The following is a 23,624-nucleotide window of genomic DNA, read 5'->3' on the forward strand; positions in this document are numbered from 1 at the left end:
TGATACCGAGGTGAGGCATTCGCAGCACAAGGCTGCTCCTACAGGGGAGCACGAGTGCCTGTAGGAGCAGCCTTGTGCTGCGAATGGGCCTGTCAGGCTGCCGGTGCTGTTGCCACCATCGACGGCCGCTTGGCCACCTCGGCATACCACGCCGCCAATCCAGGCTGGTGTTCACGCCAGCCAAACTCAGGCTGGCGCAAATCCAGATACCCCAGCGCACAGGCCACGCCGATCGCTGCCAGGTCGAACCCGGACATCAACTCGGGCAAATGCTCCTGCTCCAGATTGGCCAGGCTACGGCGGATCTTGTCGCCCTGTGCCTGCAGCCAACCATCCCAGCGCTTGTCTTCAGGGCGCAGGAAGCTCTCATAGCGGCTCGACACCGCCGCATCCATGATGGCATCGGCCTGCGACACCAGTGTCATGCGCCGCCAGCGCGCCGAGCCTTCGCGCGGCAGCAGCGGCAGGCCGACGTGCTGCAGGTCGAGGTACTCGCAGATCACCCGGCTGTCATGCAGCACGGTGCCGTCTTCCAGGCGCAGGGCCGGGATCTTGCCGATCGGGTTGTCCTGGTTGAGCTGTGGGTCACCGCTGACCGGGCTGATGTTCACCGGCTGCAGCTGCACGCGCTCAAGCTGGCCAGTCTCGTGCAACACCACCATGACCTTGCGCACGAAAGGCGACAACGGCGAGTGGAACAGAGTCATCGTGCTCATGCTTCAGTTACCCTGCAGGCTCGGTGGCAGGCACACGCCGGTACCGCCGATACCGCAGTAGCCGTCCGGGTTCTTGGCCAGGTACTGCTGGTGGTAGGCCTCGGCGAAGTACACGGTCGGTGCCTGGTCGATTTCGGTGGTGATCTCGCCGAAGCCGGCCTTGCTCAGTTCGGCCTGGAAGGCGTCGCGGCTGGCCTTGGCCTGTTCCAGCTGTTCAGGGCTGGTGCAGTAGATGGCCGAGCGGTACTGGGTGCCGATGTCGTTGCCCTGGCGCATGCCCTGGGTCGGGTTGTGCAGCTCCCAGAACATTGCCAGCAGCTCGCGGTAGCTGACCTTGTCCTTGTCGAACACCACCAGCACCACTTCGGTGTGGCCGGTCAGGCCCGAGCAGACTTCTTCGTAGGTGGGGTGGGGAGTGAAGCCGCCGGCGTAGCCGACCACTGTGCTGACCACACCTTCACGCTGCCAGAAGCGACGCTCGGCGCCCCAGAAGCAACCCAGGCCGAAGATGGCGAAGTCGATGGCGCCTTCGAAGAAAGGGCCGAGCAGCGGCGTGTCTTTGAACACGTAGTGGAACTCGGGCAGGCTCATTGGCGTTTCGCGGCCAGGCAGGGCCTGTTCCGCGGTTGGCATGACGTTTTTGTTCACCAGGATTTCCGAACGCAGGACCATGGCCGTTCCTCTGTGTTTATTCAGTTGGATAGGTGGTGGGGCCATCGCCGGCAAGCCAGCTCCCACAGGGATATCACAGATTTTGAGATATGAGCGGTCCCTGTGGGAGCTGGCTTGCCGGCGATAGGGCCCGAATGGGCTCTATAGTGCCCGAGGTTTGCGCGGCTGTCAGGCCACCGGACCACGCGGATAGCGCTTCAGCCGTTCAGCCAGCTCGCGCCCCGGAATCGGCCGGTCGAATAGGTAGCCCTGGCCCACGTCGCAGCGGTGCCGGCGCAGGAACGCCAGCTGCTCCGGCGTCTCGATACCCTCGGCCACCACCTTCAGCTTGAGGTTGTGAGCCATGGCCACCACCGCCGAGGTGATCTCCATGTCGTCTTGGTTGTCCGGGATCTCGTTGATGAAGCTGCGGTCGATCTTGAGGATGTCGATCGGAAACTTCTTCAGGTAGCTCAGCGACGAATAACCGGTGCCGAAATCGTCCATGGCCAGGGTCAGGCCCAGTGCCTTCAGCTCATCCAGCTGGCGGTGGGTGTCTTCGGTGGCCTCCAGCAGCAGGCCTTCGGTCAGCTCCAGCTCCAGCAAGTGCGGGGGCAGGGCCTCTTCCTCGAGGATGGTGCTGATCGACGCCACCAGGTCCGGGTCGGAGAACTGCTTGGGCGACAGGTTGATGGCCACATGCAGGTTGCCCATGCCGGCCTCGCGCAGTTGCTGGCTCATGCGGCACGACTGGCGCACCACCCATTTGCCGATGGGGATGATCAGGCCGGTTTCTTCCGCCACGCTGATGAACTGGTCCGGGCGGATCATGCCGCGTTCGGGGTGGTTCCAGCGCAGCAGTGCTTCCAGCCCCAGCAGGCGGCCGCTGCGCAGGCACAGCTTGGGCTGGTAGAACACCTCCAGCTCGTTCTGGGTCAGGGCGCGACGCAGGTTGTTCTCGACGAACAGCTTGTAGCTGGCTTCGGCATTGAGCACTTCGGTAAACACCTGCACCTGGTGCTTGCCGTTGGCCTTGGCCTTGTGCAGCGCCAGGCCGGCGTTCTTCATCAGGCTGGCCGGGTCGGCGCCATGCAGTGGCGCGCAGGCCAGGCCCACCGAGGCGGTGACGTTGATCAGCTGGTTGTCGACGAACATCGGCTTGTCGAGGGTGCGCAGCAGTTGCTGGGCGACGCCCTGGCCATCTTCCAGGCTGGTGTCATCCAGCAGCACGGCGAACTCGTTACTGGCAAAGCGCGCCAGGATACCGCCGGTGTGCAGGCTGTTGCGCAGGCGCCGGGCCAGGCTGATCAGCAGCTTGTCGCCGGTCTGGTGGCCGAGGCTGTCGTTGATGCGCTTGAAGTTGTCGATGTCCACCAGCAGCAGGCACATCGAGTACTCGCCATCGCGGGCAAAGCGCTCGTCCAGGCTGCGGATGAACGCCGGGCGGTTGCCCAGGTTGGTCAGGTTGTCGGTGTAGGCCAGGCGCTCGATGCGCTGCTGGGCCAGCTTGGTCTGGGTGACGTCTTCGTAGATGCCGATGTAGTGGGTCAGCTCACGGTTGTCGCCGTATACCTTGGAAATCGACAGCTGGCCCCAGTAGGGCTCGAGGTTCTTGCGCCGGCTCTTGAACTCGCCCTGCCAGCTGTTGCCCATGGCCAGGCTCGACGGCGAGTCGAACAGCAGCTCGCTCAGGTTCTCCAGCGCCGGCAGCTCGCCCAGGTGGCGGCCTTGCACTTCCTCGGTGCTGTACTGGGTGATGGCGGTAAAGCTGGGGTTGACGTACTCCACCACACCGTCGCGGTTGACCAGCAGGAATGCGTTGGCGCTCTGCTCGACCGCACGCTGGAACAGGTGCAGGGCGCTGGCGGCGGTGCGCCGGTTGTGGTTGGTGATGACCTGGGCGAACTGGTCGGCCAGTTCGCCGGCAAAAGCGATTTCGTCCGACTGCCAGGCTCGTGTCTGGCCGGTCTGTTCCAGGCACAGCACGCCGACTACCTGGCCATCGACACGGATGCTGGCATCGAGCATGGCCTTGTTTTCCGGGCACATGCTTTGCGCCAGGGCGCGGGTGCGCGGGTCGTGGCCGGCATTGTGGGCGTCGATGGCGCGGCTGGCGTGCAGCGCGTCGAGATAATCGGGGAAGTGGCTGGCATCGATGGCTTCGGGCTGGCGGTGCTCTTGCGCGTCCCGGTACCAGGCGATGATCGGCTCCAGACGCTGGTCTTCCAGGTGCCAGATGCTGGCGCAGTCCACCTTGTAGATCTCGCAGGCGCTCTGGGTAATCAGCTGGGCGGCTTCCCGCAGCGAGTTCCCGGCGCTGTAGCGCTGGCGGGCCAGGCGCAGGATCAGGTCCTGCTGGCCGCGTACCCGGTCCAGATGCTCGAGTTGTTCCTGCTGCGCGCGCTGGTTCAGTTACAGGGCCAGTTGCAGGCGGTTGTTGCGCGATTCCAGGTCGCTGGCACCGGCCTCGCCGGTATCTTCAGCCAGGTCGTCGAGCACGCTCAGGTAGCCGCGCAACAGGTGGCGGTTGTGCTGCTTGTAGGCTTCCCCAGCCTCCAGCAGGCGTAGCGATGCAGTTGGCGTGTGCAAGGTGTAGCGCACGCGGTAGTAGCCGCGCTGGGCCAGTTGCAGCTGGATCTCGTCGTGCAGCCGGTAGCGGGCTTCGGGTTCCATCAGGCTGGCATAGGGTGCGTCTACCAGGGCGCACAGGTCGCCGGCGTGCAGGCCGAACTGGCGCTCGCAGGCCGGGTCGAGGTAGAGCATGGTCCAGCTGGCTTCGTTGAGCCTTTCGAAACGCAGCATGCCGAGCCGCGAGGGCACGGGTAACTGCGTGACGACCTCGGCCGCCACACGGCTGGCGGCATCGGGTTGGCTTTTCATCGAAGACTCGCTTGAAGAGGAAACGCGGCCTTGGGGGCGGCAGGTCTGGCAAGGTTGCATCATGTCCCGGGGACTGGCAAGCAGCCATGCGTGATGCTGTGGACGGGTTATCGGCTGGTGGGTGGGAATCTGTAGTCTGGCTGATAGTTCCGGGGCCGCTTTGCGGCCCATCGCAGGCGATCGCGGTACCTTGTGGGAGCGGCCTTGTGTCGCGATAGCAGGGCAAAGCCCTCCCGGCTTTCTCAAGGCAAAAAAAAGCCCCGCCAATCGACGGGGTTGAGGTACGAGCGTGGCAGCTCGAAAAGGGTACTGCCCCTCGCGGGGAGGGGCAGTGGGCTGCCTTACAGCAGCATGGTGCGGATATCGCCCAGCACGTCGCCCAGGCGCTTGGTGAAGCGCGCGGCGGCAGCGCCGTTGATCACACGGTGATCGTAGGACAGCGACAGCGGCAGCATCAGCTTCGGCTGGAAGGCCTTGCCATCCCATACCGGCTGCATGGTCGCCTTGGAGACGCCCAGGATAGCCACTTCCGGCGCGTTGACGATCGGCGTGAAGCCGGTGCCGCCAATGTGGCCGAGGCTGGAGATGGTGAAGCAGGCGCCTTGCATCTCGTCGGCCGACAGCTTCTTGGTGCGGGCTTTTTCGGCCAGCGCAGCCGCTTCGGCAGCCAGTTGCAGCAGGCTCTTCTGGTCGACGTTTTTGATCACAGGGACCAGCAGGCCGTCCGGAGTGTCCACGGCAAAGCCGATGTGCACGTACTTCTTGCGGATGATGGCCTTGCCGCTTGGCGCCAGCGAGCTGTTGAAGTCCGGCAGTTCCTTGAGCAGGAAGGCGCAGGCCTTGAGCAGCAGTGGCAGCACGGTCAGCTTCACGCCAGCCTTCTCGGCCACGGCCTTCTGCGCAACGCGGAAGGCTTCCAGCTCGGTGATGTCGGCGGAGTCGAACTGGGTCACGTGCGGCACGTTCAGCCAGCTGCGGTGCAGGTTGGCAGCACCGACCTGCATCAGGCGGGTCAGGGCAACTTCTTCCACTTCACCGAACTTGCTGAAGTCCACGGCAGGGATCGGCGGGATGCCGGCGCCACCGGTTGCGCCAGCAGCTGCCGGTGCTTCCTTGGCCTTCTGCATCATCGCCTTGACGTAGACCTGCACGTCTTCTTTCAGGATGCGGCCGTGCGGACCGGTCGCGGCAACCGCGCCCAGGTCGACGCCGAATTCACGGGCCAGCTGGCGAACCGCCGGGCCTGCGTGAACCTTGGCGTTGCTGCCGGCAGCCGGTGCGGTAGCAACCGGTGCAGGGGCAGCAGCCGGGGCAGCAGCGGCAGGTGCGGTGGCTGGAGCCGCCTCAGCCTTGGCCGGGGCAGCAGCGGCGGCAGGTGCCGGAGCAGCAGCCGGGGCAGCGCCCGCGACTTTCAGCTTGAAGATCAGGTCGCCAGTGCCGACTTCGTCTTCCAGCTTGCACAGGACTTCTTCGACCACGCCGGCAGCCGGCGACGGGATTTCCATGGAGGCCTTGTCGGACTCCAGGGTAATCAGCGACTGGTCGGCTTCGACGGTGTCGCCGACCTTGACCAGCACTTCGATGATCTTGGCCTTGCCCGACGAACCGATGTCCGGCACGTGGATGTCCTGCACGCTGGCGGCAGCCGGGGCTGCTGCCGGAGCAGGGGCAGGGGCGGCTTCGGCGGCCGGAGCCGGCGCAGCAGCCTGGGCCGGGGCTGCGGCCGGGGCCTCAGGGGCCGCAGCAGCGGCGCCCTCGGCTTCCAGGACCAGCAGCTCGTCGCCTTCTTTCAGGCGGTCGCCCAGCTTGACCTTCAGCTCCTTGATGACGCCGGCTTTCGGGGCCGGGATCTCCATGGAGGCCTTGTCGGACTCCAGGGTCAGCAGGCTCTGGTCAGCCTCGATACGATCACCGACCTTGACGAACAGCTCGATGATTTCACCTTCACCGCTGCCGATGTCAGGTACGCGAATGAGTTCGCTCACTTAAAAATACTCCTCAGCAGTCCAGTGGGTTGCGCTTGTCCGGGTCGATACCGAACTTGACGATAGCGTCTGCAACAACCTTTGGTTCGATCTCGCCACGGTCAGCCAGGGCTTCCAGGGCAGCCAGCACCACGAAGTGGCGGTCGACTTCGAAGAAGTGACGCAGCTTCTTGCGGCTGTCGCTGCGACCGTAACCGTCCGTACCCAGGACCTTGAACTCTTTGCTCGGTACCCACTGGCGAATCTGCTCGGCGAACAGCTTCATGTAGTCGGTGGAGGCGATGACCGGGCCCTTGCGACCGTTCAGGCACTGCTCGACGTAGGTCTGCTGTGGCTTCTGGCCAGGCTTCAGGCGGTTGGCGCGTTCCACGGCCAGGCCGTCGCGACGCAGTTCGTTGAAGCTGGTGACGCTCCACACGTCGGCACCGACGTTGAACTCTTCACGCAGGATCTTCGCTGCTTCGCGGACTTCGCGCAGGATGGTGCCGGAGCCCATCAGCTGTACGTGGTGCGCGGCTTCGCGGGTGTCTTCTTCCAGCAGGTACATGCCCTTGATGATGCCTTCCTCGACACCGGCCGGCATGGCTGGCTGCTGGTAGGATTCGTTCATCACGGTGATGTAGTAGAAGATGTCCTGTTGCTCTTCGGTCATCTTCTTCATGCCGTCCTGGATGATCACCGCCAGCTCGTAGCCGTAGGTCGGATCGTAGGTGCGGCAGTTCGGGATGGTGCCCGCCATCATGTGGCTGTGACCGTCTTCGTGCTGCAGGCCTTCACCGTTCAGGGTGGTACGGCCGGCGGTACCGCCGATCAGGAAGCCACGGGTGCGGCTGTCGCCAGCGGCCCAGGCCAGGTCGCCAATACGCTGGAAGCCGAACATCGAGTAGAAGATGTAGAACGGCAGCATCGGCTGGTTGTGGCAGCTGTACGAGGTACCGGCAGCGATGAACGACGACATGGCGCCGGCTTCGTTGATGCCTTCCTCGAGGATCTGGCCCTTCTTGTCTTCGCGGTAGAACATCACCTGGTCTTTATCGACTGGCTCGTAGAGCTGGCCGACCGACGAGTAGATGCCCAGCTGGCGGAACATGCCTTCCATACCGAAGGTACGGGCTTCGTCCGGGATGATCGGGACGATGCGCTGGCCGATTTCCTTGTCCTTGACCAGCTGCGCCAGAATACGCACGAAGGCCATGGTGGTGGAGATTTCGCGGTCGCCCGAGCCGTCCAGGATCGCTTTCAGCGTTTCCAGTGGCGGGGTCGGTACGCTGAAGCTCTTGGCGCGGCGCTGTGGCACGAAACCGCCCAGGGCAGCACGGCGCTCGGCCAGGTACTTGGCTTCGGCAGAACCTTCTTCCGGCTTGAAGAACGGCAGGTTCTCCAGGTCGGCATCCTTGACCGGGATGTCGAAGCGGTCACGGAAGTGACGCAGGCTGTCGACGTCGACCTTCTTGGTGTTGTGCGCGGTGTTCTTGGCTTCGCCGGCACCGGTACCGTAACCCTTGATGGTCTTGGCCAGGATGACGGTAGGCTGGTCCTTGTGGTTGACCGCCTGGTGGTACGCCGCGTAGACCTTGTACGGGTCGTGGCCGCCACGGTTGAGCTTCCAGATCTCTTCGTCGGACAGGTCTTCGACCATGGCCTTGAGCTCTGGGGTGTTGAAGAAGTTCTCACGAACGTACGCGCCGTCTTTGGCTTTGTAGTTCTGGTACTCGCCGTCGATGACTTCGTCCATGCGGCGCTGCAGGGCACCGTTGGTGTCCTTGGCGAACAGTGGGTCCCAGAAACGGCCCCAGACGACCTTGTTGACGTTCCAGCCACCGCCACGGAACACGCCTTCGAGTTCCTGGATGATCTTGCCGTTGCCGCGAACCGGGCCGTCGAGGCGCTGCAGGTTGCAGTTGATGACGAAGATCAGGTTGTCCAGCTTCTCGCGGCCGGCCAGGGCGATTGCACCCAGGGATTCCGGCTCGTCGCACTCGCCGTCGCCCATGAAGCACCAGACCTTCTGCTTGCCGGCCGGGATGAAGCCGCGGGCTTCCAGGTACTTCATGAAACGTGCCTGGTAGATGGCCTGGATCGGGCCCAGACCCATCGAAACGGTCGGGAACTGCCAGAAATCAGGCATCAACCATGGGTGCGGGTACGAAGACAGGCCGTTGCCGTCCACTTCCTGACGGAAGTTGTTCATCTGGTCTTCGTTGATGCGGCCTTCCATGAACGCACGGGCGTAGACGCCTGGCGAAGCGTGGCCCTGGAAGAAGATCAGGTCGCCGCCGTGTTCTTCGGTCGGGGCCTGGAAGAAGTAGTTGAAGCCGATGTCGTACAGGGTGGCGCTGGAGGCGAAGCTGGAGATGTGTCCGCCCAGGTCCGAGTCTTTCAGGTTGGTGCGCATGACCATGGCCAGGGCGTTCCAACGCACCATCGAGCGAATGCGGCGTTCCATGAACAGGTCGCCAGGCATGCGTGCTTCGTGGGTGACAGGGATGGTGTTGCGGTATGGCGTGGTGATCGCATACGGCAGCTGGGAGCCACTACGGGTGGCCAGCTCGCCCATACGGGTCATCAGGTAATGAGCGCGGTCTTCGCCTTCTTTGTCGAGGACCGACTCCAGGGCATCCAGCCATTCCTGGGTTTCGATTGGATCGAGGTCTTGCATGGCTTGCTCCAGGGCGGAAAGGCAACCAGAATCGATTGCCTGAGATTGCGACTGGCCTTATGGGCAGACGTCGTGAATTCTTGGATTACCGGGGTGTCCTCCGGCGCCGTGTAGTTTTACTACATTTGCTTTCGCATTTCATGCTTTTACACGACACGAGTAGTAGTAAAACTACATTTGTGCGACGTTTCGTCGCATGCTGGCTTGTGAGGAAAAACGTTCATGTTGGTTGGCATTGTGTCGCGAACGGGTAACTCTTGATGTTTGTTGCCAATTTTTCGTTTCTTTCAGCTATTTCCAACTTTTGTACGACAGTCCAACCGTGGTCCGGCTTCCCCTTGGCCGCTTCTTCCCCTCTATTTCACGCCGATCAAGGATAGACCATGCGCCTACCTTTGCCGTCCGATCTGCCCGCTACCCTGCAGCCGCTGGTCGCGCGCAACCAGCAATTCATCAGCGATGCGGTGGCTGCCCACCCGGAACTCGACCTCCAGGCCTGGAGCCCGCTGCACCGGCAACAGTTCGACCAGGTAGCCGCCGCCAGCGACTTCGTGCTCGGCCTGGTCCGACGCGAGCCGGCCATGCTGTTCGGCCTGCTGGCCAGTGGCGAGCTGGATCGGCGTTACGCCGCGGGTGAACTGCGCGGGCACATCGCTGCAGCCGCCCAGGCGGCGCAGAGCGAGGACGAGCTGGCGCGCAACCTGCGCCGCGAGCGCAACCGTCAACAGCTGCGCATCATCTGGCGCGACATCACCCGCCAGGCCGCGCTGGGCGAAACCTGCCGCGACCTGTCCGACCTGGCCGACGCCGCCATCGACGAAGCCTACCAATGGCTGTACCCGCGCCACTGCCAGCAGTTCGGCACGCCTGTCGGCAACCGCAGCGGCCAGCCACAGCACATGGTGGTGCTGGGCATGGGCAAGCTGGGCGCGGTGGAGCTGAACCTGTCGTCGGACATCGACCTTATCTTCGCCTTCCCAGAAGGCGGCGAAACCGAAGGGGTGAAGCGCTCGCTGGACAACCAGGAGTTCTTCACCCGCCTGGGCCAGCGCCTGATCAAGGCGCTGGACCCGGTCACCGTCGACGGTTTCGTGTTCCGCGTCGACATGCGCCTGCGCCCGTATGGCTCGGCCGGCGCGCTGGTGCTCAGCTTCAATGCCCTTGAACAGTACTACCAGGACCAGGGCCGTGACTGGGAACGCTACGCGATGATCAAGGCGCGGGTGGTGGCCGGCGACCAGGCGGCCGGCGCGCAGTTGCAGGAGATGCTGCGGCCGTTCGTGTACCGCCGCTACCTGGACTTTTCCGCGATCGAAGCGCTGCGCATCATGAAGCAGCTGATCCAGCAGGAAGTGCGGCGCAAGGGCATGGCCGACAACATCAAGCTGGGTGCCGGTGGCATTCGCGAGGTGGAATTCATCGCCCAGGCCTTCCAGCTGATCCACGGCGGGCGCGACCTCAGCCTGCAACAGCGGCCGCTGCTGAAAGTGCTGGCCACCCTCGAGGGCCAGGGCTACCTGCCGCCAGCCGTGGTCGCCGAGCTGCGCGAGGGTTATGAGTTCCTGCGCTATACCGAACACGCCATCCAGGCCATCGCCGACCGCCAGACGCAGATGCTGCCGGACAGCGAGACCGATAAGGCGCGGGTGGCCTACATGCTCGGTTATGCCGACTGGCAAAGCTTCCATGACCAGCTGACGCACTGGCGTGGCCGCATTGACTGGCACTTCCGCCAGGTGATCGCCGACCCTGATGATGAAGACGGCGAGGGCGAGCTGGTGGTGGGTGGCGAATGGTCGCCGCTGTGGGAGCAGGCGCAGGATGAAGATGCCGCTGGCCGTCAGTTGCAGGAGGCCGGTTTCCAGCAGCCCGCCGAAGCCCTGCGGCGCCTGGCCGCGCTGCGCTCCAGCCCGCAGCTGCGTTCGATGCAGCGGATTGGCCGTGAGCGCCTGGACGCCTTTATCCCGCGGTTGCTGGCCCAGGCTGTGGAACATGACAACCCCGACCTGGTGCTCGAGCGCGTGCTGCCGCTGGTCGAGGCCGTGGCACGGCGTTCTGCCTACTTGGTGCTGCTCACTGAAAACCCCGGCGCCTTGCGCCGCCTGCTGACCCTGTGCGCCGCCAGCCCGTGGATTGCCGAGCAGATTGCCCGCTACCCGCTGCTGCTCGACGAACTGCTCAATGAAGGCCGCCTGTTCAGCCCGCCACTGGCGCCGGAGCTGGCCAGCGAACTGCGCGAGCGCCTGACGCGCATCCCCGAGGATGACCTGGAACAGCAAATGGAGGCGCTGCGCCACTTCAAGCTGGCCCACAGCCTGCGCGTGGCCGCCTCGGAAATCAGCGGCAACCTGCCGCTGATGAAAGTCAGCGACTACCTGACCTGGCTGGCCGAGGCCATTCTCGACCAGGTACTGGCCCTGGCCTGGCGCCAGACCGTGGCCCGCCACGGCCAGCCCAAGCGCAGCGACGGCAGCCTGTGCGACCCGGGCTTCATCATCATCGGCTACGGCAAGGTAGGTGGCCTGGAACTGGGCCACGGTTCGGACCTGGACCTGGTATTCATCCATGACGGCGACCCGCAGGCGGAAACCGACGGCGCCAAGCCGATCGACAGTGCGCAGTTCTTCACCCGCCTGGGCCAGCGCATCATTCACCTGCTGACCACCCAGACCAACTCGGGCCAGCTGTATGACGTGGACATGCGCCTGCGCCCGTCGGGGGCCTCGGGCCTGCTGGTGAGTTCGCTGGGAGCGTTCGAGCGCTACCAGCAGAACGAGGCCTGGACCTGGGAGCATCAGGCCCTGGTGCGGGCCCGGGTGCTGGTGGGCTGCAAGCAGGTGGGCACGGCGTTCGAAGGCGTGCGCGCCAAGGTGCTGGGCCAGGCCCGCGACCTGGAAAAACTGCGCAGCGAAGTGAGCGAAATGCGCGCCAAGATGCGCGACAACCTCGGCACCAAGGCCACCGCAGCCGGTACCGCGGCCAATGCCTTCGAGGCCGGTGTGCCGTTCGATATCAAGCAGGATGCCGGCGGTATCGTCGATATCGAATTTATGGTGCAATACGCCGCTTTGGCCTGGTCCCACGACCACCCGGCCATACTCCGATGGACCGATAACATCCGCATTCTGGAAGAGCTGGAGCAGGCGGGTTTGATGCCGGCCAGTGACGCGGTGCTGTTGCGTGAAGTGTACAAGGCGTTCCGCTCGGCCTCGCACCGCCAGGCCCTGCAGAAGCAGGCCGGGGTTATCGATGCGGCGCAGTTTGCCGATGAACGCCGTGAGGTGCGGCGGATCTGGGGTGAATTGGGTTTGACTTGAGATTGCTGGGGCCGCTTTGCGGCCATCGCGACACAAGGCCGCTCCTACAGGAGATCGCATTCCCTTGTAGGAGCGGCCTTGTGTCGCAATGGGCTGCAAAGCAGCCCCAAAGGCTCATGCCTCACCACCGGTGGTACACTGTCCGCCACATAGCCTGAATATAAAGAGGGGAGGCCAGGCTGTACCGCAGCCTGTAGCCTCCCCGAGCGTTTCTGGACTAAGCATGAGAATACTGATCATTGGCCCCAGCTGGGTCGGCGACATGGTGATGGCGCAGACCCTGTTCCAGTGCCTGAAACAGCAGCACCCCGACTGCGTGATCGATGTGCTGGCCCCCGAGTGGAGCCGGCCGATCCTCGAACGCATGCCCGAGGTCCGTCAGGCCCTGAGCTTCCCGCTCGGCCACGGCGCACTGGAACTGGCCACGCGGCGACGCATCGGCAAGTCCCTGGCCGGTCAGTACGACCAGGCCATCCTGCTGCCCAACTCGCTCAAGTCGGCGCTGGTGCCGTTCTTTGCCGGTATCCCCAAGCGCACCGGCTGGCGTGGCGAAATGCGCTTCGGCCTGCTCAACGACGTGCGCAAGCTGGACAAGGCCCGCTACCCGCTGATGATCGAGCGCTTCATGGCCCTGGCCTACGCGCCCGGCGCCGAGCTGCCGCAGCCGTACCCGCGCCCCAGCCTGCAGATCGAAGCGCAAAGCCGCGACGCCGCCCTGGCCAAGTTCGCCCTGGAGCTGGACCGCCCGGTGCTAGCGCTGTGCCCCGGTGCCGAGTTCGGCGAGGCCAAGCGCTGGCCGGCCGAGCACTACGCCACCGTGGCCGATGCGATGATCCGCCAGGGCTGGCAGGTGTGGCTGTTCGGCTCGAAGAACGATCACCCGGTCGGTGAGCAGATCCGCGACCGGCTGATCCCGGGCTTGCGTGAAGAGTCGTCCAACCTGGCCGGCGAAACCTCGTTGGCCGAGGCCATCGACCTGATGTCCTGCGCCCATGCCGTGGTGTCCAACGACTCGGGCCTGATGCACGTGGCCGCTGCGCTGAACCGCCCGCTGGTGGCGGTGTACGGCTCGACCTCGCCAGGCTTCACCCCGCCGCTGGCCGAGCACGTGGAAGTGGTGCGCACCGGCATCGAGTGCAGCCCGTGCTTCGACCGCACCTGCCGCTTCGGCCACTACAACTGCCTGCGCTTGCTGGAACCGGGCAAAGTCATCGCTGCCCTGCACAGCCTGACCGGGCCGGACCTGATCGATACCGTGGCCGAGGTCGACTAAGTGCGGGTACTGATCATCAAGACTTCGTCGCTGGGTGATGTGATCCACACCTTGCCGGCGCTTACCGATGCCGCCCACGCCATCCCGGGCATCCGCTTCGACTGGGTGGTGGAAGAAGGCTTCGCCGAAATCCCCAGCTGGCACCCGGCGGTCGACCAGGTGATCCCGGTGGCCATTCGCCGCTGGCGCAAGAACCTCTGGCAAACCATCAAGAGCGGCGAGTGGAAGGCCTTCAAGCAACGTGTGCGCGAGCGCAAGTACGACCTGGTGATCGACGCCCAGGGCCTGGTCAAATCGGCCTGGCTGACCCGCTACGTGAAGGCGCCGGTGGCTGGCCTGGACCGCTACTCGGCCCGCGAAGGCTGGGCCAGCCGCTTCTATGACCGGCGCCTGTCGGTTGCCACCGGCCAGCACGCGGTGGAGCGGGTGCGCCAGCTGTTCGCCATGGCCCTGGCCTACGACCTGCCGGAAGGCATCGGCAACTACGGCCTCGACCTCGAGCGCCTGCAACTGCCGCCGGCCGCCCCCTATGTAGTGTTCCTGCATGGCACCACCTGGGCGACCAAGCACTGGCCCGAAGCCTACTGGCGCGAGTTGGCCGAGCGCATGGGCCGGCGCAAGCTGGAGGTGCGTTTGCCGTGGGGCAACCCGGCCGAGAAGGCGCGGGCCGAGCGCATCGCCCAGGGCTTGAACAACTGCCAGGTGCTCCCCAAATTGAACCTTGCCGGCGTCGCACGCGTGTTGGCGGCGGCAAAAGCCTGCGTGGCGGTCGATACCGGCCTCGGCCACCTGGCGGCGGCACTCGATGTGCCCACCATTTCGCTGTTCGGCCCGACCAACCCGGGCCTGACCGGCGCCTACGGACGGACCCAGATTCACCAGGCCAGTGACTGGCCCTGCGCGCCCTGCCTGCAGAAAAAGTGCACCTACAAACCGAGCGCCGACGACCTGCGCCGGTTCGATCTGAAACGCGAGTGGCCATTGTGCTTCACTCGCCTGAATCCCGAGCATGTGGCGAGCCGCTTGAGCGCGTTGCTGCTGGCTGAGGATGTCCGTTGATGCAACTGGCTTTCGTGCTTTACAAATATTTCCCCTTCGGCGGGCTGCAGCGCGACTTCATGCGCATTGCCCTGGAATGCCAGAAGCGGGGCCACCAGATCCGTGTGTACACGTTGATCTGGGAGGGTGACATTCCGCCGGGCTTCGAAGTGCTGGTGGCGCCGGTGAAGGCGATTTTCAACCACCGCCGCAACGAGAAGCTCAGCGCCTGGATGGCCGCCGACCTGGCCAAGCGCCCGGTCGACCGCCTGATCGGCTTCAACAAGATGCCAGGGCTGGACGTGTACTACGCCGCCGACGGCTGCTTCGAGGACAAGGCGCAGACCCTGCGTGGCGGCCTGTACCGCCGTTGGGGCCGCTACCGGCACTTTGCCGAGTACGAACGTGCGGTGTTCGCCAAGGACGCCCATACCGAAGTGCTGATGATTTCCGAAGTGCAGCAGCCGCTGTTCATCAAGCACTACGGCACCCCGGTGGAGCGTTTCCACCTGCTGCCGCCGGGCATTTCCCAGGACCGCCGCGCGCCGGCCAATGCCGGCGAAATCCGCGCCGAGTTCCGCAAGGAATTCAACCTGGGCGATGACGACCTGCTGCTGGTGCAGATTGGCTCGGGCTTCAAGACCAAGGGCGTTGACCGCAGCCTCAAGGCCCTGGCCGCACTGCCGTCGGCCCTGCGCAAGCGCACCAGGCTGATGGTGATCGGCCAGGATGACCCCAAGGTGTTCCAGCTGCAAAGCGCTACCTTGGGCCTGGGCGAGCAGGTGCAGTTCCTCAAGGGCCGCAGCGACATCCCGCGTTTCCTGCTGGGCGCCGACCTGCTGATCCACCCGGCGTACAACGAGAACACTGGCACGGTGCTGCTCGAGGCGCTGGTGGCCGGCCTGCCGGTGCTGGTCTCCAAGGTGTGCGGCTACGCCCACTACATTGCCGAGGCCGACAGCGGCCTGGTGCTGGACGAGCCATTCGAGCAGGAACAGCTCAATGGCTACCTGCAGCGCATGCTCGAAGACCAACAGGCCCGCGCCAGCTGGTCGCGCAACGGCCTGGCGTTTGCTGAAACCGCCGATCTGTACAGCATGCCGCAGCATGCCGCCGACGTGATCCTGGGGCAGGAGTCCGCATGAAGCTGATACTGGCCGAACCGTTCAAGCGCCTGTGGGCCGGGCGTGATGCCTTCGATGCCGTGGAGGCGCTGCAAGGCGAGGTCTATCGCGAACTGGAAGGGCGCCGCACGCTGCGCACCGAGGTCGCTGGCGAGGGCTTCTTCGTCAAGATCCACCGCGGCATCGGCTGGGGCGAGATCTTCAAGAACCTGCTTACCGCCAAGCTGCCGGTGCTTGGCGCCGGCCAGGAATGGCAGGCCATCCAGCGCCTGCACCAGGTTGGCGTGCCGACCATGACTGCCGTCGCCTATGGCGAGCGTGGCAGCAACCCGGCCGCGCAGCATTCGTTCATCATCACCGAAGAACTGGCGCCGACCATCAGCCTGGAAGACTTCAGCATCGACTGGGTCAGGCAGCCGCCCGAGCCGCGCCTGAAGCGCGCGCTGATCGCCGAAGTGGCGAAGATGACCGGCGGCATGCACCGCGCCGGGGTCAACCACCGCGACTGCTACATCTGCCACTTCCTGCTGCACACCGACCGCCCGGTGACGGCGGATGACTTCAAACTGTCGGTGATCGACCTGCACCGCGCGCAGACCCGGGCGAAAATCAGCCGCCGCTGGCGCGACAAGGACCTGGCCGCGCTGTACTTCTCGGCGCTGGACATCGGCCTGACCCAGCGCGACAAGCTGCGCTTCCTGCGCGGTTACTTCCAGCGCCCGCTGCGGCAGGTCCTGAAGGATGAAGCCGCGCTGCTCGCCTGGCTGGAGCGCAAGGCGCAGAAACTCTACGACCGCAAGCAACGTTATGGGGATGCACTCTGATGGCGGGGTGGACACTGGCGCCAGGCTATGAACACCTGGCGGCGGACTTCGGCAGCCTGGAAGCGGTATTTGCCCTGCAAGGCGAGCGCCTGACCCGCGACCCGATCAGCGAGGTGGTGCGTATCGAGCGTGACGGGGTCAATTACTACGTCAAGCGCTACACCGGGGCCGGCAAGCACATGCGCCGTTACCTGGGCCGGCCGCGGATCAAGGCCGAATGGCAGAACCTCAAGCAGTTCGACAAGTGGGGCATCCCCACTGCCGAAGTGGTGGCCTGGGGCCTGGAGCGCAATGGCCTGGCCTTTGGCCGGGGGGCCATGATCACCCGCGAACTGCCGCGCACCGAAGACCTGTCGGCGCTGGCCGAGCGCAACGATGCACGCCTGGCCGATCGCGCCTGGGTCGGGCATGTCAGCAGCCAGCTGGCGCGCCACACCCGGGTCATGCACCAGCACCACTTCGCCCACAACGACCTGAAATGGCGCAACCTGCTGGTCGACGACCAGGGCACGCTATTCTTCATCGACTGCCCCACCGGCGATTTCTGGCGCGGCTTCATGTGGCGGCACCGGATGATCAAGGACCTGGCGTGCCTGGACAAAGTGGCCAAATACCACCTGTCGGCAACCCAGCGCCTGCGTTTCTACCTGCAATACCGTGGCCGCGACCGGCTGAATGTGCGTGACAAGAAGCGCATTCGCCAGGTGGTGAGCTTTTTCGAGGGAAGGGAATGACCGATTACCTGGCCAGCGCGGACCTCGCGCTGCTCAAACGCCATGGCCTGGACGACTTCGAGGCGCTGTGGGCGCTGCAACTGGATGCCGTGGACGAACCGAACACCGGCCGCGGTGGCTGGAGCAGCGTGTTCCGCCTGGAGCTCGAAGGCAAGGGCTACTACCTCAAGCGCCAGAGCGACTACCTGACCCGTACCCTGCACCGGCCATTCGGCGAGCCGACCTTCGCCCGCGAATTCCGCAACATCAGCCGTTACCAGAAGCTGCACATTCCGGCCTTGCAGGCGGTGTTCTATGGCGAGCGCAAGAAAGGTGGCACGCACCGGGCGATCCTGATGACTCGCGCCCTGGACGAGTGGGCCGACCTCGACAGCCTGCTGGCCCGGTGGCCACAACTGAGCGATGCTGAACGCAATGGCGTCCTGCAGGCCTGCGGCCAGCTGGCGCGCACCCTGCACAGCGCCGGCCAGGTGCATGGCTGCTTCTACCCCAAGCACATCTTCCTGCGCCAGCGCCGCGAAGGCTGGGACGCGCAACTGATCGACCTGGAGAAGACCCGCCCCCTGCTGTTCGGCATGCGTGACCGTCTCAAGGACCTGGAGCCGCTGCTGCGTCGTGCCCCGGTCTGGAGCGAGCGTGATGTACGTACCTTGCTGGCCAGCTACCTGGCGCAGCCTGCCGATGGCACGCTGGTCGATACCTGGCTGCAACGCCTGACGCAACGCCGTCGTGAAAAAGAGGCCCGCTGATGCGTTTGTCTGAATTGAAAGAGGCCGGGCGCAGCCCCTCGTTGCCCCTGAGCATCACCCTGGCCGATGCCGCTGGCACGGCCGACCTGCAATTGCTCAGCCTGCTGCGCGTGCTGCCGGGCCAGCGCTATGTGGGCGCCGGTGTTTGGCGCGGTACCCCGGTGCTGGCCAAGTTGCTGGTCGGTGGTAACGCTGCACGGCATTTCCAGCGCGAACTGCAGGGCGTGAAGCTGCTGGCCGAGCAGGGCCTGACCACGCCGAAGCTGCTGGCCGACGGCCTCAAGGAAGGCGAGGGCGGCTGGCTGCTGTTCGAATTCCTCGACGGTGCCGAAAGCCTGGCCGATGCCTGGGCGGCAGTGGAGAGCTTGCCGGTACTGGCCGACGAGCAGCACCTGGTGCTGGGCGAGGCGCTCACCGCAGTGGCGCACATGCACGCCCGGGGCCTGTGGCAGGAAGACCTGCACCTGGACAACCTGCTGCGCCACGGCGGCAAGCTGTACCTGATCGACGGTGCCGGCATCAAGGCCGAAACGCCTGGCCAGCAGCTGTCGCGCCCACGTGTGCTGGAAAACCTGGGGGTGTTCTTCGCCCAGCTACCCAAGCGCCTGGAGCCGTTCATCGAAGAGCTGCTGGTGCACTACCTGCTGGCCAACGCCGAGCATGCGCTGCCGCTGGAAGCTTTGCAGAAGCAGGTGGACAAGGTGCGCAGCTGGCGCCAGAAGGATTACCTGGAAAAGGCTGGTCGTGAATGCAGCCTGTTCAGTGTCGAGCGCAGCCTTTCGGGCTTGCGGGCAGTCCGCCGTGACGAGGTCGAAGCCATGTTGCCGGTGCTGGAGCAGGCCGACGCGTTTATCGACCAGGGCCACCTGTACAAGACCGGTGGTGCGGCCAGCGTGGCGCGCATCGAGGTTGGCGGCCGCACACTGGTGCTCAAACGCTACAACATCAAGAACACCGCGCACTGGTTCAAGCGCTTCTGGCGCCCGAGCCGGGCCTGGCATTCCTGGATCGAAGGCCACCGCCTGGAATTCCTCGACATTGCCACGCCGCGTCCACTCGCGGTGCTGGAGCAGAGGGTGATGGGGCTGCGAAGCCGTGCCTACCTGGTCACCGAGTATATCGATGGCCCGGACCTGGCCGAATGCTTCGCGCCCTATGTGGATAACGGCGATGCGCCCGAGGAGCAGGTGGATGCCCTGGTGCACGTGATGCAGCAACTGATTCGCGAGCGTATCAGCCACGGCGACTTCAAGGGCCACAACCTGTTCTGGCACAACGGCCAGTGGTCGCTGATCGACCTCGACGCCATGTGCCAGCACGCCACCCAGCTCAGCTTTGCCCCGGCCTACGCCCGTGATCGGGCGCGGCTGCTGCGCAACTGGCCGAGTGGCAGTGCCTTGCATCAGCGGCTGGACCGGCTGCTGCCCAAGCTGGCCGAGTAATCCGCCGGCAGTGCCAGCCAGTCGCTGCTGCGGCCTGGCTGGCGCACGCGAATGCGCCATTGGCCGCCCTGTTGGCGCAGTACTGCCCAGGCGTGGACTGCGCCCAGTGCCTTCTCGGGCAGCAGCAGATGGTAATGCCCGGCGAGCAGGTGCCGACGAACCGGCAACTGCTGGTCACCCAGCTGCAGATAGAGTTGCCCCCCGGCGTCGTGCAGGTCGGCTTCCCCTGCCACCGGTTCGCCCTCGAGCGGCGGTTGCAGGCGTACCTCTTCCAACAGCTGGGCTACGTCAGGCAACCCGTCATGCCAAAGCACGATGGAATCGACCACCCAATTGCCATTGCGCAGCCGTTTGATCGGCAGCTGCGCGTAGGCATCCGGCTGCCTGGGGTCGAGCACCCGCCAGCGATAGCCGTCGAAGTGGACGTTGTACAACCGCCCCTGGCTGTCCTTGACGAAGTACCGGTCCGGGCCTGGCACGCTGTTGATCTGTTCGTACACTTCCTCGCCATGAACCCCATCGATCCGGTAGCGCAGCTTGCTCACGTCCACGGCCGCTTCGTGGGTTTTCGGCAGTGGGCGCGGGGGTTGCGGTGGCAGGCCGCGCATCGCCCTGCGCATGAGGGGCGAGCCAGCGAAACTGGACACCCCGTCGGCGCTGTGGCTCAAAGCGGCCATGGCGTGGTGGAAGGTTGCTGCATAATCCTCTTTTTCCAGGGCTTCGAAGCCGTCCCACAGCGAAATCGACATACGGCCGAAGGCCAGGGCTGACATTGTCGGGGCCGGTAGCACGAGGCTGATCATGTCGAGAACCAGGCGCAGCGTCGACAGCCCGTACTCGCCGAGCAGCTCGCGGTTGCTGCGGCTGTTGGTATCGGCCTCGGCGATCATGGCGTGGACCTGGGCCTTGTAAAGGGCATCGAAGAGGTTGCCGTTGATCATTGGCCTTTGCACATATGGCCCGAGGCGGCCCTTGCGCACCAATTTGTCGAGCCGCTTGCCATCAGCCAGAGGCGCGCGCTGGATCAGGTACTTTCGCAAGGACGGCGTGCTGCGAAGGTTTCTGAGCAGCGCCCGGGTATCGGGGTATTCACGCCATGCGCGCCGGTCGGGAGCGTCCGGCGTATACAGCACCAGCGACGGCTGGTTGTCGCTCTCGGCATTGATCAGCAGTACCCCTTGCAGCGTGTGCCCGTCGATGATCAGCTGGCGCACCGCGATACGATGCTCGTCGATGGTAGGGCGCCAATTGTTGTCGGGGTGGTCGGTGACGGCTTTGACCCAGCGATAGCCTCGCTCGTGGGTATCGTTCAGAAAGTGCCTGGCATAGCGGGCCTTGGCCGCCTCGGCGCGCATGCGGGCGCGGTTCATGTTGCCGTGGCATTGCATGCGCCAGCGCGCACCGGGAGACTCCAGCAGGTGGGTTCGCAGGTAGCGGATGTAGCCACTGCCTGCGTCAAGCTCGCGCACCAGGCGCTTTACCCCTTCGGCGGATATCGATTCCAGCGTGGAACCGTCTTCGTGGTGTATTCGGGCAGTCAGCCAGTAATCGACGTCGAACCAGCCGATGTTCAGCAGGGCCAGCTCGTCCAGGCGGTAGGTGGTGGTTACCAGCTCGATGGTGCCACCGACATGGCGACGGTTGGCAACGGCCACGTAACCCGAAGGGGCCAGCGGGTTGATCAGCGGGCCGGTGCGGTGTGCAAGCGTGACGGTTATGCAGACTTTTTCGGCAGGCAAGTCGATGGAGAATTCGCGCCGCAGCGCCTTGCCAAGGCGTTCGCGCACCCATGCCAGCAGGTGGTGGCGATTGCCGAACGCCTCCAGGGTCAAAAGGCCGGGTGCAGCAGCCTGGGTGATGGCCCCGGCGAGCTCCTGGATCGTTTGCATGATGTGCGTCAGGCTTTGCGTGGAGCTCTGGCGCAGCCAGGCGGGCAGGTGTTTTTCCAGCAGCAGCGCATAACGGGTGGACAACGCATATTGGCTGCCCATGAGATCGGTCAGTGACTGCTGTTTGGCAAGGGCGGTTTTCAGCGCCGGCAGATCCGGGTTTTGGTCAAGCGCCCAGGCGGCGTGCCAGGCGATGGTAAGCCGTTGATGCTGCGCGTCGACCACGTCAGTGGCCTGTTGTTCGACCAGGTCGCCGGTAAACCACTCGTAGCGCAGCCGGTCGGCACACCGGACCAGTTGCTGGTCCTGCAGGCGGGGAAGCAATTGCAGCATTGGCTGGCTTTGCATGGGGTCGTCCAGGCGCTCGCACAGCTCCCTATGCAGTTCGGCCAGGTTGGCGAAGCCTTCAACGCCATGAGAAACGCTGCACAGCAGTGCCTGGCCCGTGGCTGTTGCAGGCTCGGCAACGGCCCCTTCCGGTGCGTCTGCCACCAATACCAGCACGCCGGGTAACGGCAACCGGCCATGGGGGCTTGAACGGTTGAATACCGGCCGATAAACCTGGGCCCGGTGGGCGTCTGGCAGGTGGTTGCGCTGCCAGGGTAGCGGCAGCTCCAGGGAGGTGCGCAGCAGGCTGATGTGGCTGTAGTCCAGGGTCTGGTCGGCGAGGCGCAGTTCCAGTTCGGCCAGAAGTTGCTCATGACGCAGTTCGCGCAGTTGCCGGACGCGGCTGTGGCCTGCTTCGACAGGGTCGTTCCAGAACGCTGCCAGGTCACCAAAAAAACGCTGACGCATGGCGGCCGGTTCCGTTTCGCCCGCCAGTTCAGGTTTGCCTTGCTCAAGGGCGATGAGTTGTTGATCGAGCGCTTCGAGGCGCTGCAAAGGTGTCATGGTATGGCTCCTTGGAAAATGGGAGCCAACCATGTCGCGGCAAAAGAGGGTGCGGGTATTACCCGGTTACTGCCGTGGACGAGGGTAGAAACCTTGCAGGCCGAGAGCCGCCGACACCCCCAGGCCGAGCCAGGCCAGGCTGTCCCAGACCCCGTCCCCCAGCAAGGCGGCAAACAGCCCCACGGCAGTGAGCAAGGCCACGACCATCGGCCAGATGAAGATGCGCCAGGTCGGCTGTGACTTGTGGCTCATGCCCGCGCCTCCCGCTTCGTGCGTTGTTTACCCCACCACAGGTACAAGCCGCTGCCGAGGACGATGATGGTCAGCACATCGAGTAGCGCCCACAGGATTTGCATTGGCCGGCCGCCGTAGTCGCCGAAGTGCAGTGGTTGCGACAGGCCCATGGCATTCATGTACCAGGGGCGTTCGCCGACGGCGGTCACCGCCAGTGTTCGCGCATCGATCAGCACGGGCGTGAGCAGGTGCGAGGTCAGGTGCGTGGCGCCCTTCATGAACACCGCATAGTGGTGCTCACTGGAAAAGCGTGTGCCCGGGAAGGCGATGAAGTCCGGGCGCATGCCGGGGGCGGCCTGTTCGGCGATGGTCAGCAGGTGGGTGGCCGGGGCGCGTTCGGTGAGCGGTGGGGCATCACGGTACGGGGCAACCATGGCGGCCAGGCTGTCGTTGCGCCAGGCGGCGATGACCAGGTCCGACAGCGCGCTGATGACACCGGTCACGCCTACCGTCAGTGCCCAGGCCAAGGTGACCACGCCGATCAAGTTGTGCAGGTCGAGCCAGCGCAGGCGACGGGATTTGCCGTGGCGCACTGTGCCGAAGTCCAGGCGGCGCATGAACGGTGCATAGAGTACGGTGCCGGAGATGATCGCCACTACGAACAGTATGCCCATGAAGGCCAGCAGCAGCTTGCCGGGCAGGCCGGCGAACATGTCCACGTGCAGGCGCAGCATGGTCATCATGAAGCCGCCGTTGGCGGCCGGCATGGCCACGGCTTCACCGGTGCGGGCGTCGAGCATGAAGGTGTGCGACGAATTGGGTTCGGTGCCGGCGGTGGCGGCGGTTATGGCCACTACGCCATTGGCTTCGTCCTCGTCGTAGCCGAAGTACTGCATGACCTCGCCGGGGCGGTGCTGCTCGGCCTTGATCACCAACTGCTGTAGGTCGAGGTGTGGTGTATCGGCCGGCATTTCCCGCAGTTCGGGGGCGTCGCCGAGCAGGTGTTCGAGTTCGTGGTGGAAGATCAGCGGCAGGCCGGTGACTGCCAGCAACAGCAGGAACAGGGTGCAGACCAGGCTGCTCCAGGTGTGGATCACCGACCAGCGGCGGATGGTTGGGCTTTTCATCACGGTACCGATTTTTGCCTGTTGGAAGCTGGGGCTGCTGCGCAGCCCTTTCGCAGCGCAAGGCTGCTCCTACAGGGACCGAGTTGGCCTT

General features: G+C 64.7%; 15 protein-coding genes and 1 pseudogene. 8 read left to right on the plus strand and 8 right to left on the minus strand.

Translation table 11 applies throughout. From position 1 onward, the window contains the following. Nucleotides 1-92: 92 nt before the first annotated feature. The 5 genes and pseudogenes from ACGLHT_RS07075 to aceE all read right to left on the minus strand — a co-directional run bounded on the left by ACGLHT_RS07075 (nucleotide 93) and on the right by aceE (nucleotide 8,891). Nucleotides 93-716, minus strand: coding sequence for a glutathione S-transferase (locus ACGLHT_RS07075; RefSeq protein WP_015268674.1), 624 nt, complete (start codon nucleotides 714-716; stop codon nucleotides 93-95). A gap of 3 nt (nucleotides 717-719) precedes the next feature. Then, entirely contained in the window at nucleotides 720-1,388 is a 669-nt protein-coding gene (gene msrA / locus ACGLHT_RS07080) for a peptide-methionine (S)-S-oxide reductase MsrA (protein WP_003255654.1), read from the minus strand. A gap of 168 nt (nucleotides 1,389-1,556) precedes the next feature. After that, nucleotides 1,557-4,247 (minus strand): annotated as a pseudogene (locus ACGLHT_RS07085) (putative bifunctional diguanylate cyclase/phosphodiesterase). A gap of 341 nt (nucleotides 4,248-4,588) precedes the next feature. Beyond that, nucleotides 4,589-6,232 (minus strand): dihydrolipoyllysine-residue acetyltransferase, encoded by a 1,644-nt coding sequence (gene aceF / locus ACGLHT_RS07090; protein ID WP_274120057.1) that lies wholly within the window; start codon nucleotides 6,230-6,232, stop codon nucleotides 4,589-4,591. 13 nt (nucleotides 6,233-6,245) lie between these two features. Beyond that, nucleotides 6,246-8,891 carry a pyruvate dehydrogenase (acetyl-transferring), homodimeric type gene (gene aceE, locus ACGLHT_RS07095; RefSeq protein ID WP_025337408.1) on the minus strand — a complete coding sequence of 882 codons (2,646 nt, stop codon included), beginning with the start codon at nucleotides 8,889-8,891 and terminating at the stop codon, nucleotides 6,246-6,248. Nucleotides 8,892-9,274: 383 nt separating this feature from the next. Here aceE and glnE point away from each other — a divergent pair, with 383 nt between their 5' ends. The 8 genes from glnE to ACGLHT_RS07135 all read left to right on the plus strand — a co-directional run bounded on the left by glnE (nucleotide 9,275) and on the right by ACGLHT_RS07135 (nucleotide 19,392). Beyond that, nucleotides 9,275-12,208 carry a bifunctional [glutamate--ammonia ligase]-adenylyl-L-tyrosine phosphorylase/[glutamate--ammonia-ligase] adenylyltransferase gene (gene glnE / locus ACGLHT_RS07100; RefSeq protein ID WP_274120058.1) on the plus strand — a complete coding sequence of 978 codons (2,934 nt, stop codon included), beginning with the start codon at nucleotides 9,275-9,277 and terminating at the stop codon, nucleotides 12,206-12,208. A 223-nt stretch (nucleotides 12,209-12,431) separates the two neighbouring features. Beyond that, nucleotides 12,432-13,481 (plus strand): lipopolysaccharide heptosyltransferase II, encoded by a 1,050-nt coding sequence (gene waaF / locus ACGLHT_RS07105; protein ID WP_137162813.1) that lies wholly within the window; start codon nucleotides 12,432-12,434, stop codon nucleotides 13,479-13,481. Next, on the plus strand, nucleotides 13,482-14,540 hold the full coding sequence (waaC, locus tag ACGLHT_RS07110; RefSeq protein ID WP_015268679.1) for a lipopolysaccharide heptosyltransferase I: 1,059 nt from the start codon (nucleotides 13,482-13,484) through the stop codon (nucleotides 14,538-14,540). Then, the gene (locus tag ACGLHT_RS07115) at nucleotides 14,540-15,664 is read left to right on the plus strand and encodes a glycosyltransferase family 4 protein (protein WP_013970538.1); all 1,125 of its coding nucleotides are present in this window, start codon (nucleotides 14,540-14,542) and stop codon (nucleotides 15,662-15,664) included. The genes waaC and ACGLHT_RS07115 overlap by 1 nt, the downstream gene beginning before the upstream one ends. Next, on the plus strand, nucleotides 15,661-16,467 hold the full coding sequence (gene rfaP, locus ACGLHT_RS07120) for a lipopolysaccharide core heptose(I) kinase RfaP (protein WP_025337411.1): 807 nt from the start codon (nucleotides 15,661-15,663) through the stop codon (nucleotides 16,465-16,467). The genes ACGLHT_RS07115 and rfaP overlap by 4 nt, the downstream gene beginning before the upstream one ends. Next, the gene (locus tag ACGLHT_RS07125) at nucleotides 16,467-17,201 is read left to right on the plus strand and encodes a lipopolysaccharide kinase InaA family protein (protein WP_025337412.1); all 735 of its coding nucleotides are present in this window, start codon (nucleotides 16,467-16,469) and stop codon (nucleotides 17,199-17,201) included. The genes rfaP and ACGLHT_RS07125 overlap by 1 nt, the downstream gene beginning before the upstream one ends. Continuing rightward, nucleotides 17,198-17,950 (plus strand): lipopolysaccharide kinase InaA family protein, encoded by a 753-nt coding sequence (locus tag ACGLHT_RS07130; protein WP_274120059.1) that lies wholly within the window; start codon nucleotides 17,198-17,200, stop codon nucleotides 17,948-17,950. Before ACGLHT_RS07125 ends, ACGLHT_RS07130 begins: the two co-directional genes overlap by 4 nt. Continuing rightward, complete coding sequence (locus ACGLHT_RS07135; RefSeq protein ID WP_274120060.1) at nucleotides 17,950-19,392, plus strand: lipopolysaccharide kinase InaA family protein; 1,443 nt, start codon at nucleotides 17,950-17,952, stop codon at nucleotides 19,390-19,392. Before ACGLHT_RS07130 ends, ACGLHT_RS07135 begins: the two co-directional genes overlap by 1 nt. Here the strand turns inward: ACGLHT_RS07135 and ACGLHT_RS07140 are convergent. The 3 genes from ACGLHT_RS07140 to ACGLHT_RS07150 form a co-directional block, all read right to left on the minus strand. Continuing rightward, nucleotides 19,353-22,172, minus strand: a complete 2,820-nt coding sequence (locus ACGLHT_RS07140) for a dermonecrotic toxin domain-containing protein (protein ID WP_274120061.1) — start codon at nucleotides 22,170-22,172, stop codon at nucleotides 19,353-19,355. The genes ACGLHT_RS07135 and ACGLHT_RS07140 overlap by 40 nt on opposite strands. A gap of 66 nt (nucleotides 22,173-22,238) precedes the next feature. Next, complete coding sequence (locus ACGLHT_RS07145) at nucleotides 22,239-22,424, minus strand: hypothetical protein (RefSeq protein WP_015268683.1); 186 nt, start codon at nucleotides 22,422-22,424, stop codon at nucleotides 22,239-22,241. Further along, nucleotides 22,421-23,533, minus strand: a complete 1,113-nt coding sequence (locus ACGLHT_RS07150; RefSeq protein WP_137162816.1) for a PepSY domain-containing protein — start codon at nucleotides 23,531-23,533, stop codon at nucleotides 22,421-22,423. The genes ACGLHT_RS07145 and ACGLHT_RS07150 overlap by 4 nt, the downstream gene beginning before the upstream one ends. Nucleotides 23,534-23,624 lie beyond the last annotated feature (91 nt).

The sequence above is a fragment of the Pseudomonas sp. PsB genome, from assembly GCF_043658375.1.
Classification (GTDB): domain Bacteria; phylum Pseudomonadota; class Gammaproteobacteria; order Pseudomonadales; family Pseudomonadaceae; genus Aquipseudomonas; species Aquipseudomonas putida_Z.

What these genes read in the sequence shown, in the direction of transcription:
- ACGLHT_RS07150 (WP_137162816.1), bottom strand. Translation starts at nt 23,533, where the DNA reads ATGAAAAGCCCAACCATCCGCCGCTGGTCGGTGATCCACACCTGGAGC.
- rfaP (WP_025337411.1), top strand. Translation starts at nt 15,661, where the DNA reads ATGAAGCTGATACTGGCCGAACCGTTCAAGCGCCTGTGGGCCGGGCGT.
- waaF (WP_137162813.1), top strand. Translation starts at nt 12,432, where the DNA reads ATGAGAATACTGATCATTGGCCCCAGCTGGGTCGGCGACATGGTGATG.
- ACGLHT_RS07115 (WP_013970538.1), top strand. Translation starts at nt 14,540, where the DNA reads ATGCAACTGGCTTTCGTGCTTTACAAATATTTCCCCTTCGGCGGGCTG.
- ACGLHT_RS07145 (WP_015268683.1), bottom strand. Translation starts at nt 22,424, where the DNA reads ATGAGCCACAAGTCACAGCCGACCTGGCGCATCTTCATCTGGCCGATG.
- msrA (WP_003255654.1), bottom strand. Translation starts at nt 1,388, where the DNA reads ATGGTCCTGCGTTCGGAAATCCTGGTGAACAAAAACGTCATGCCAACC.
- aceE (WP_025337408.1), bottom strand. Translation starts at nt 8,891, where the DNA reads ATGCAAGACCTCGATCCAATCGAAACCCAGGAATGGCTGGATGCCCTG.
- ACGLHT_RS07130 (WP_274120059.1), top strand. Translation starts at nt 17,198, where the DNA reads ATGACCGATTACCTGGCCAGCGCGGACCTCGCGCTGCTCAAACGCCAT.
- ACGLHT_RS07135 (WP_274120060.1), top strand. Translation starts at nt 17,950, where the DNA reads ATGCGTTTGTCTGAATTGAAAGAGGCCGGGCGCAGCCCCTCGTTGCCC.
- ACGLHT_RS07075 (WP_015268674.1), bottom strand. Translation starts at nt 716, where the DNA reads ATGAGCACGATGACTCTGTTCCACTCGCCGTTGTCGCCTTTCGTGCGC.
- ACGLHT_RS07140 (WP_274120061.1), bottom strand. Translation starts at nt 22,172, where the DNA reads ATGACACCTTTGCAGCGCCTCGAAGCGCTCGATCAACAACTCATCGCC.
- glnE (WP_274120058.1), top strand. Translation starts at nt 9,275, where the DNA reads ATGCGCCTACCTTTGCCGTCCGATCTGCCCGCTACCCTGCAGCCGCTG.
- ACGLHT_RS07125 (WP_025337412.1), top strand. Translation starts at nt 16,467, where the DNA reads ATGGCGGGGTGGACACTGGCGCCAGGCTATGAACACCTGGCGGCGGAC.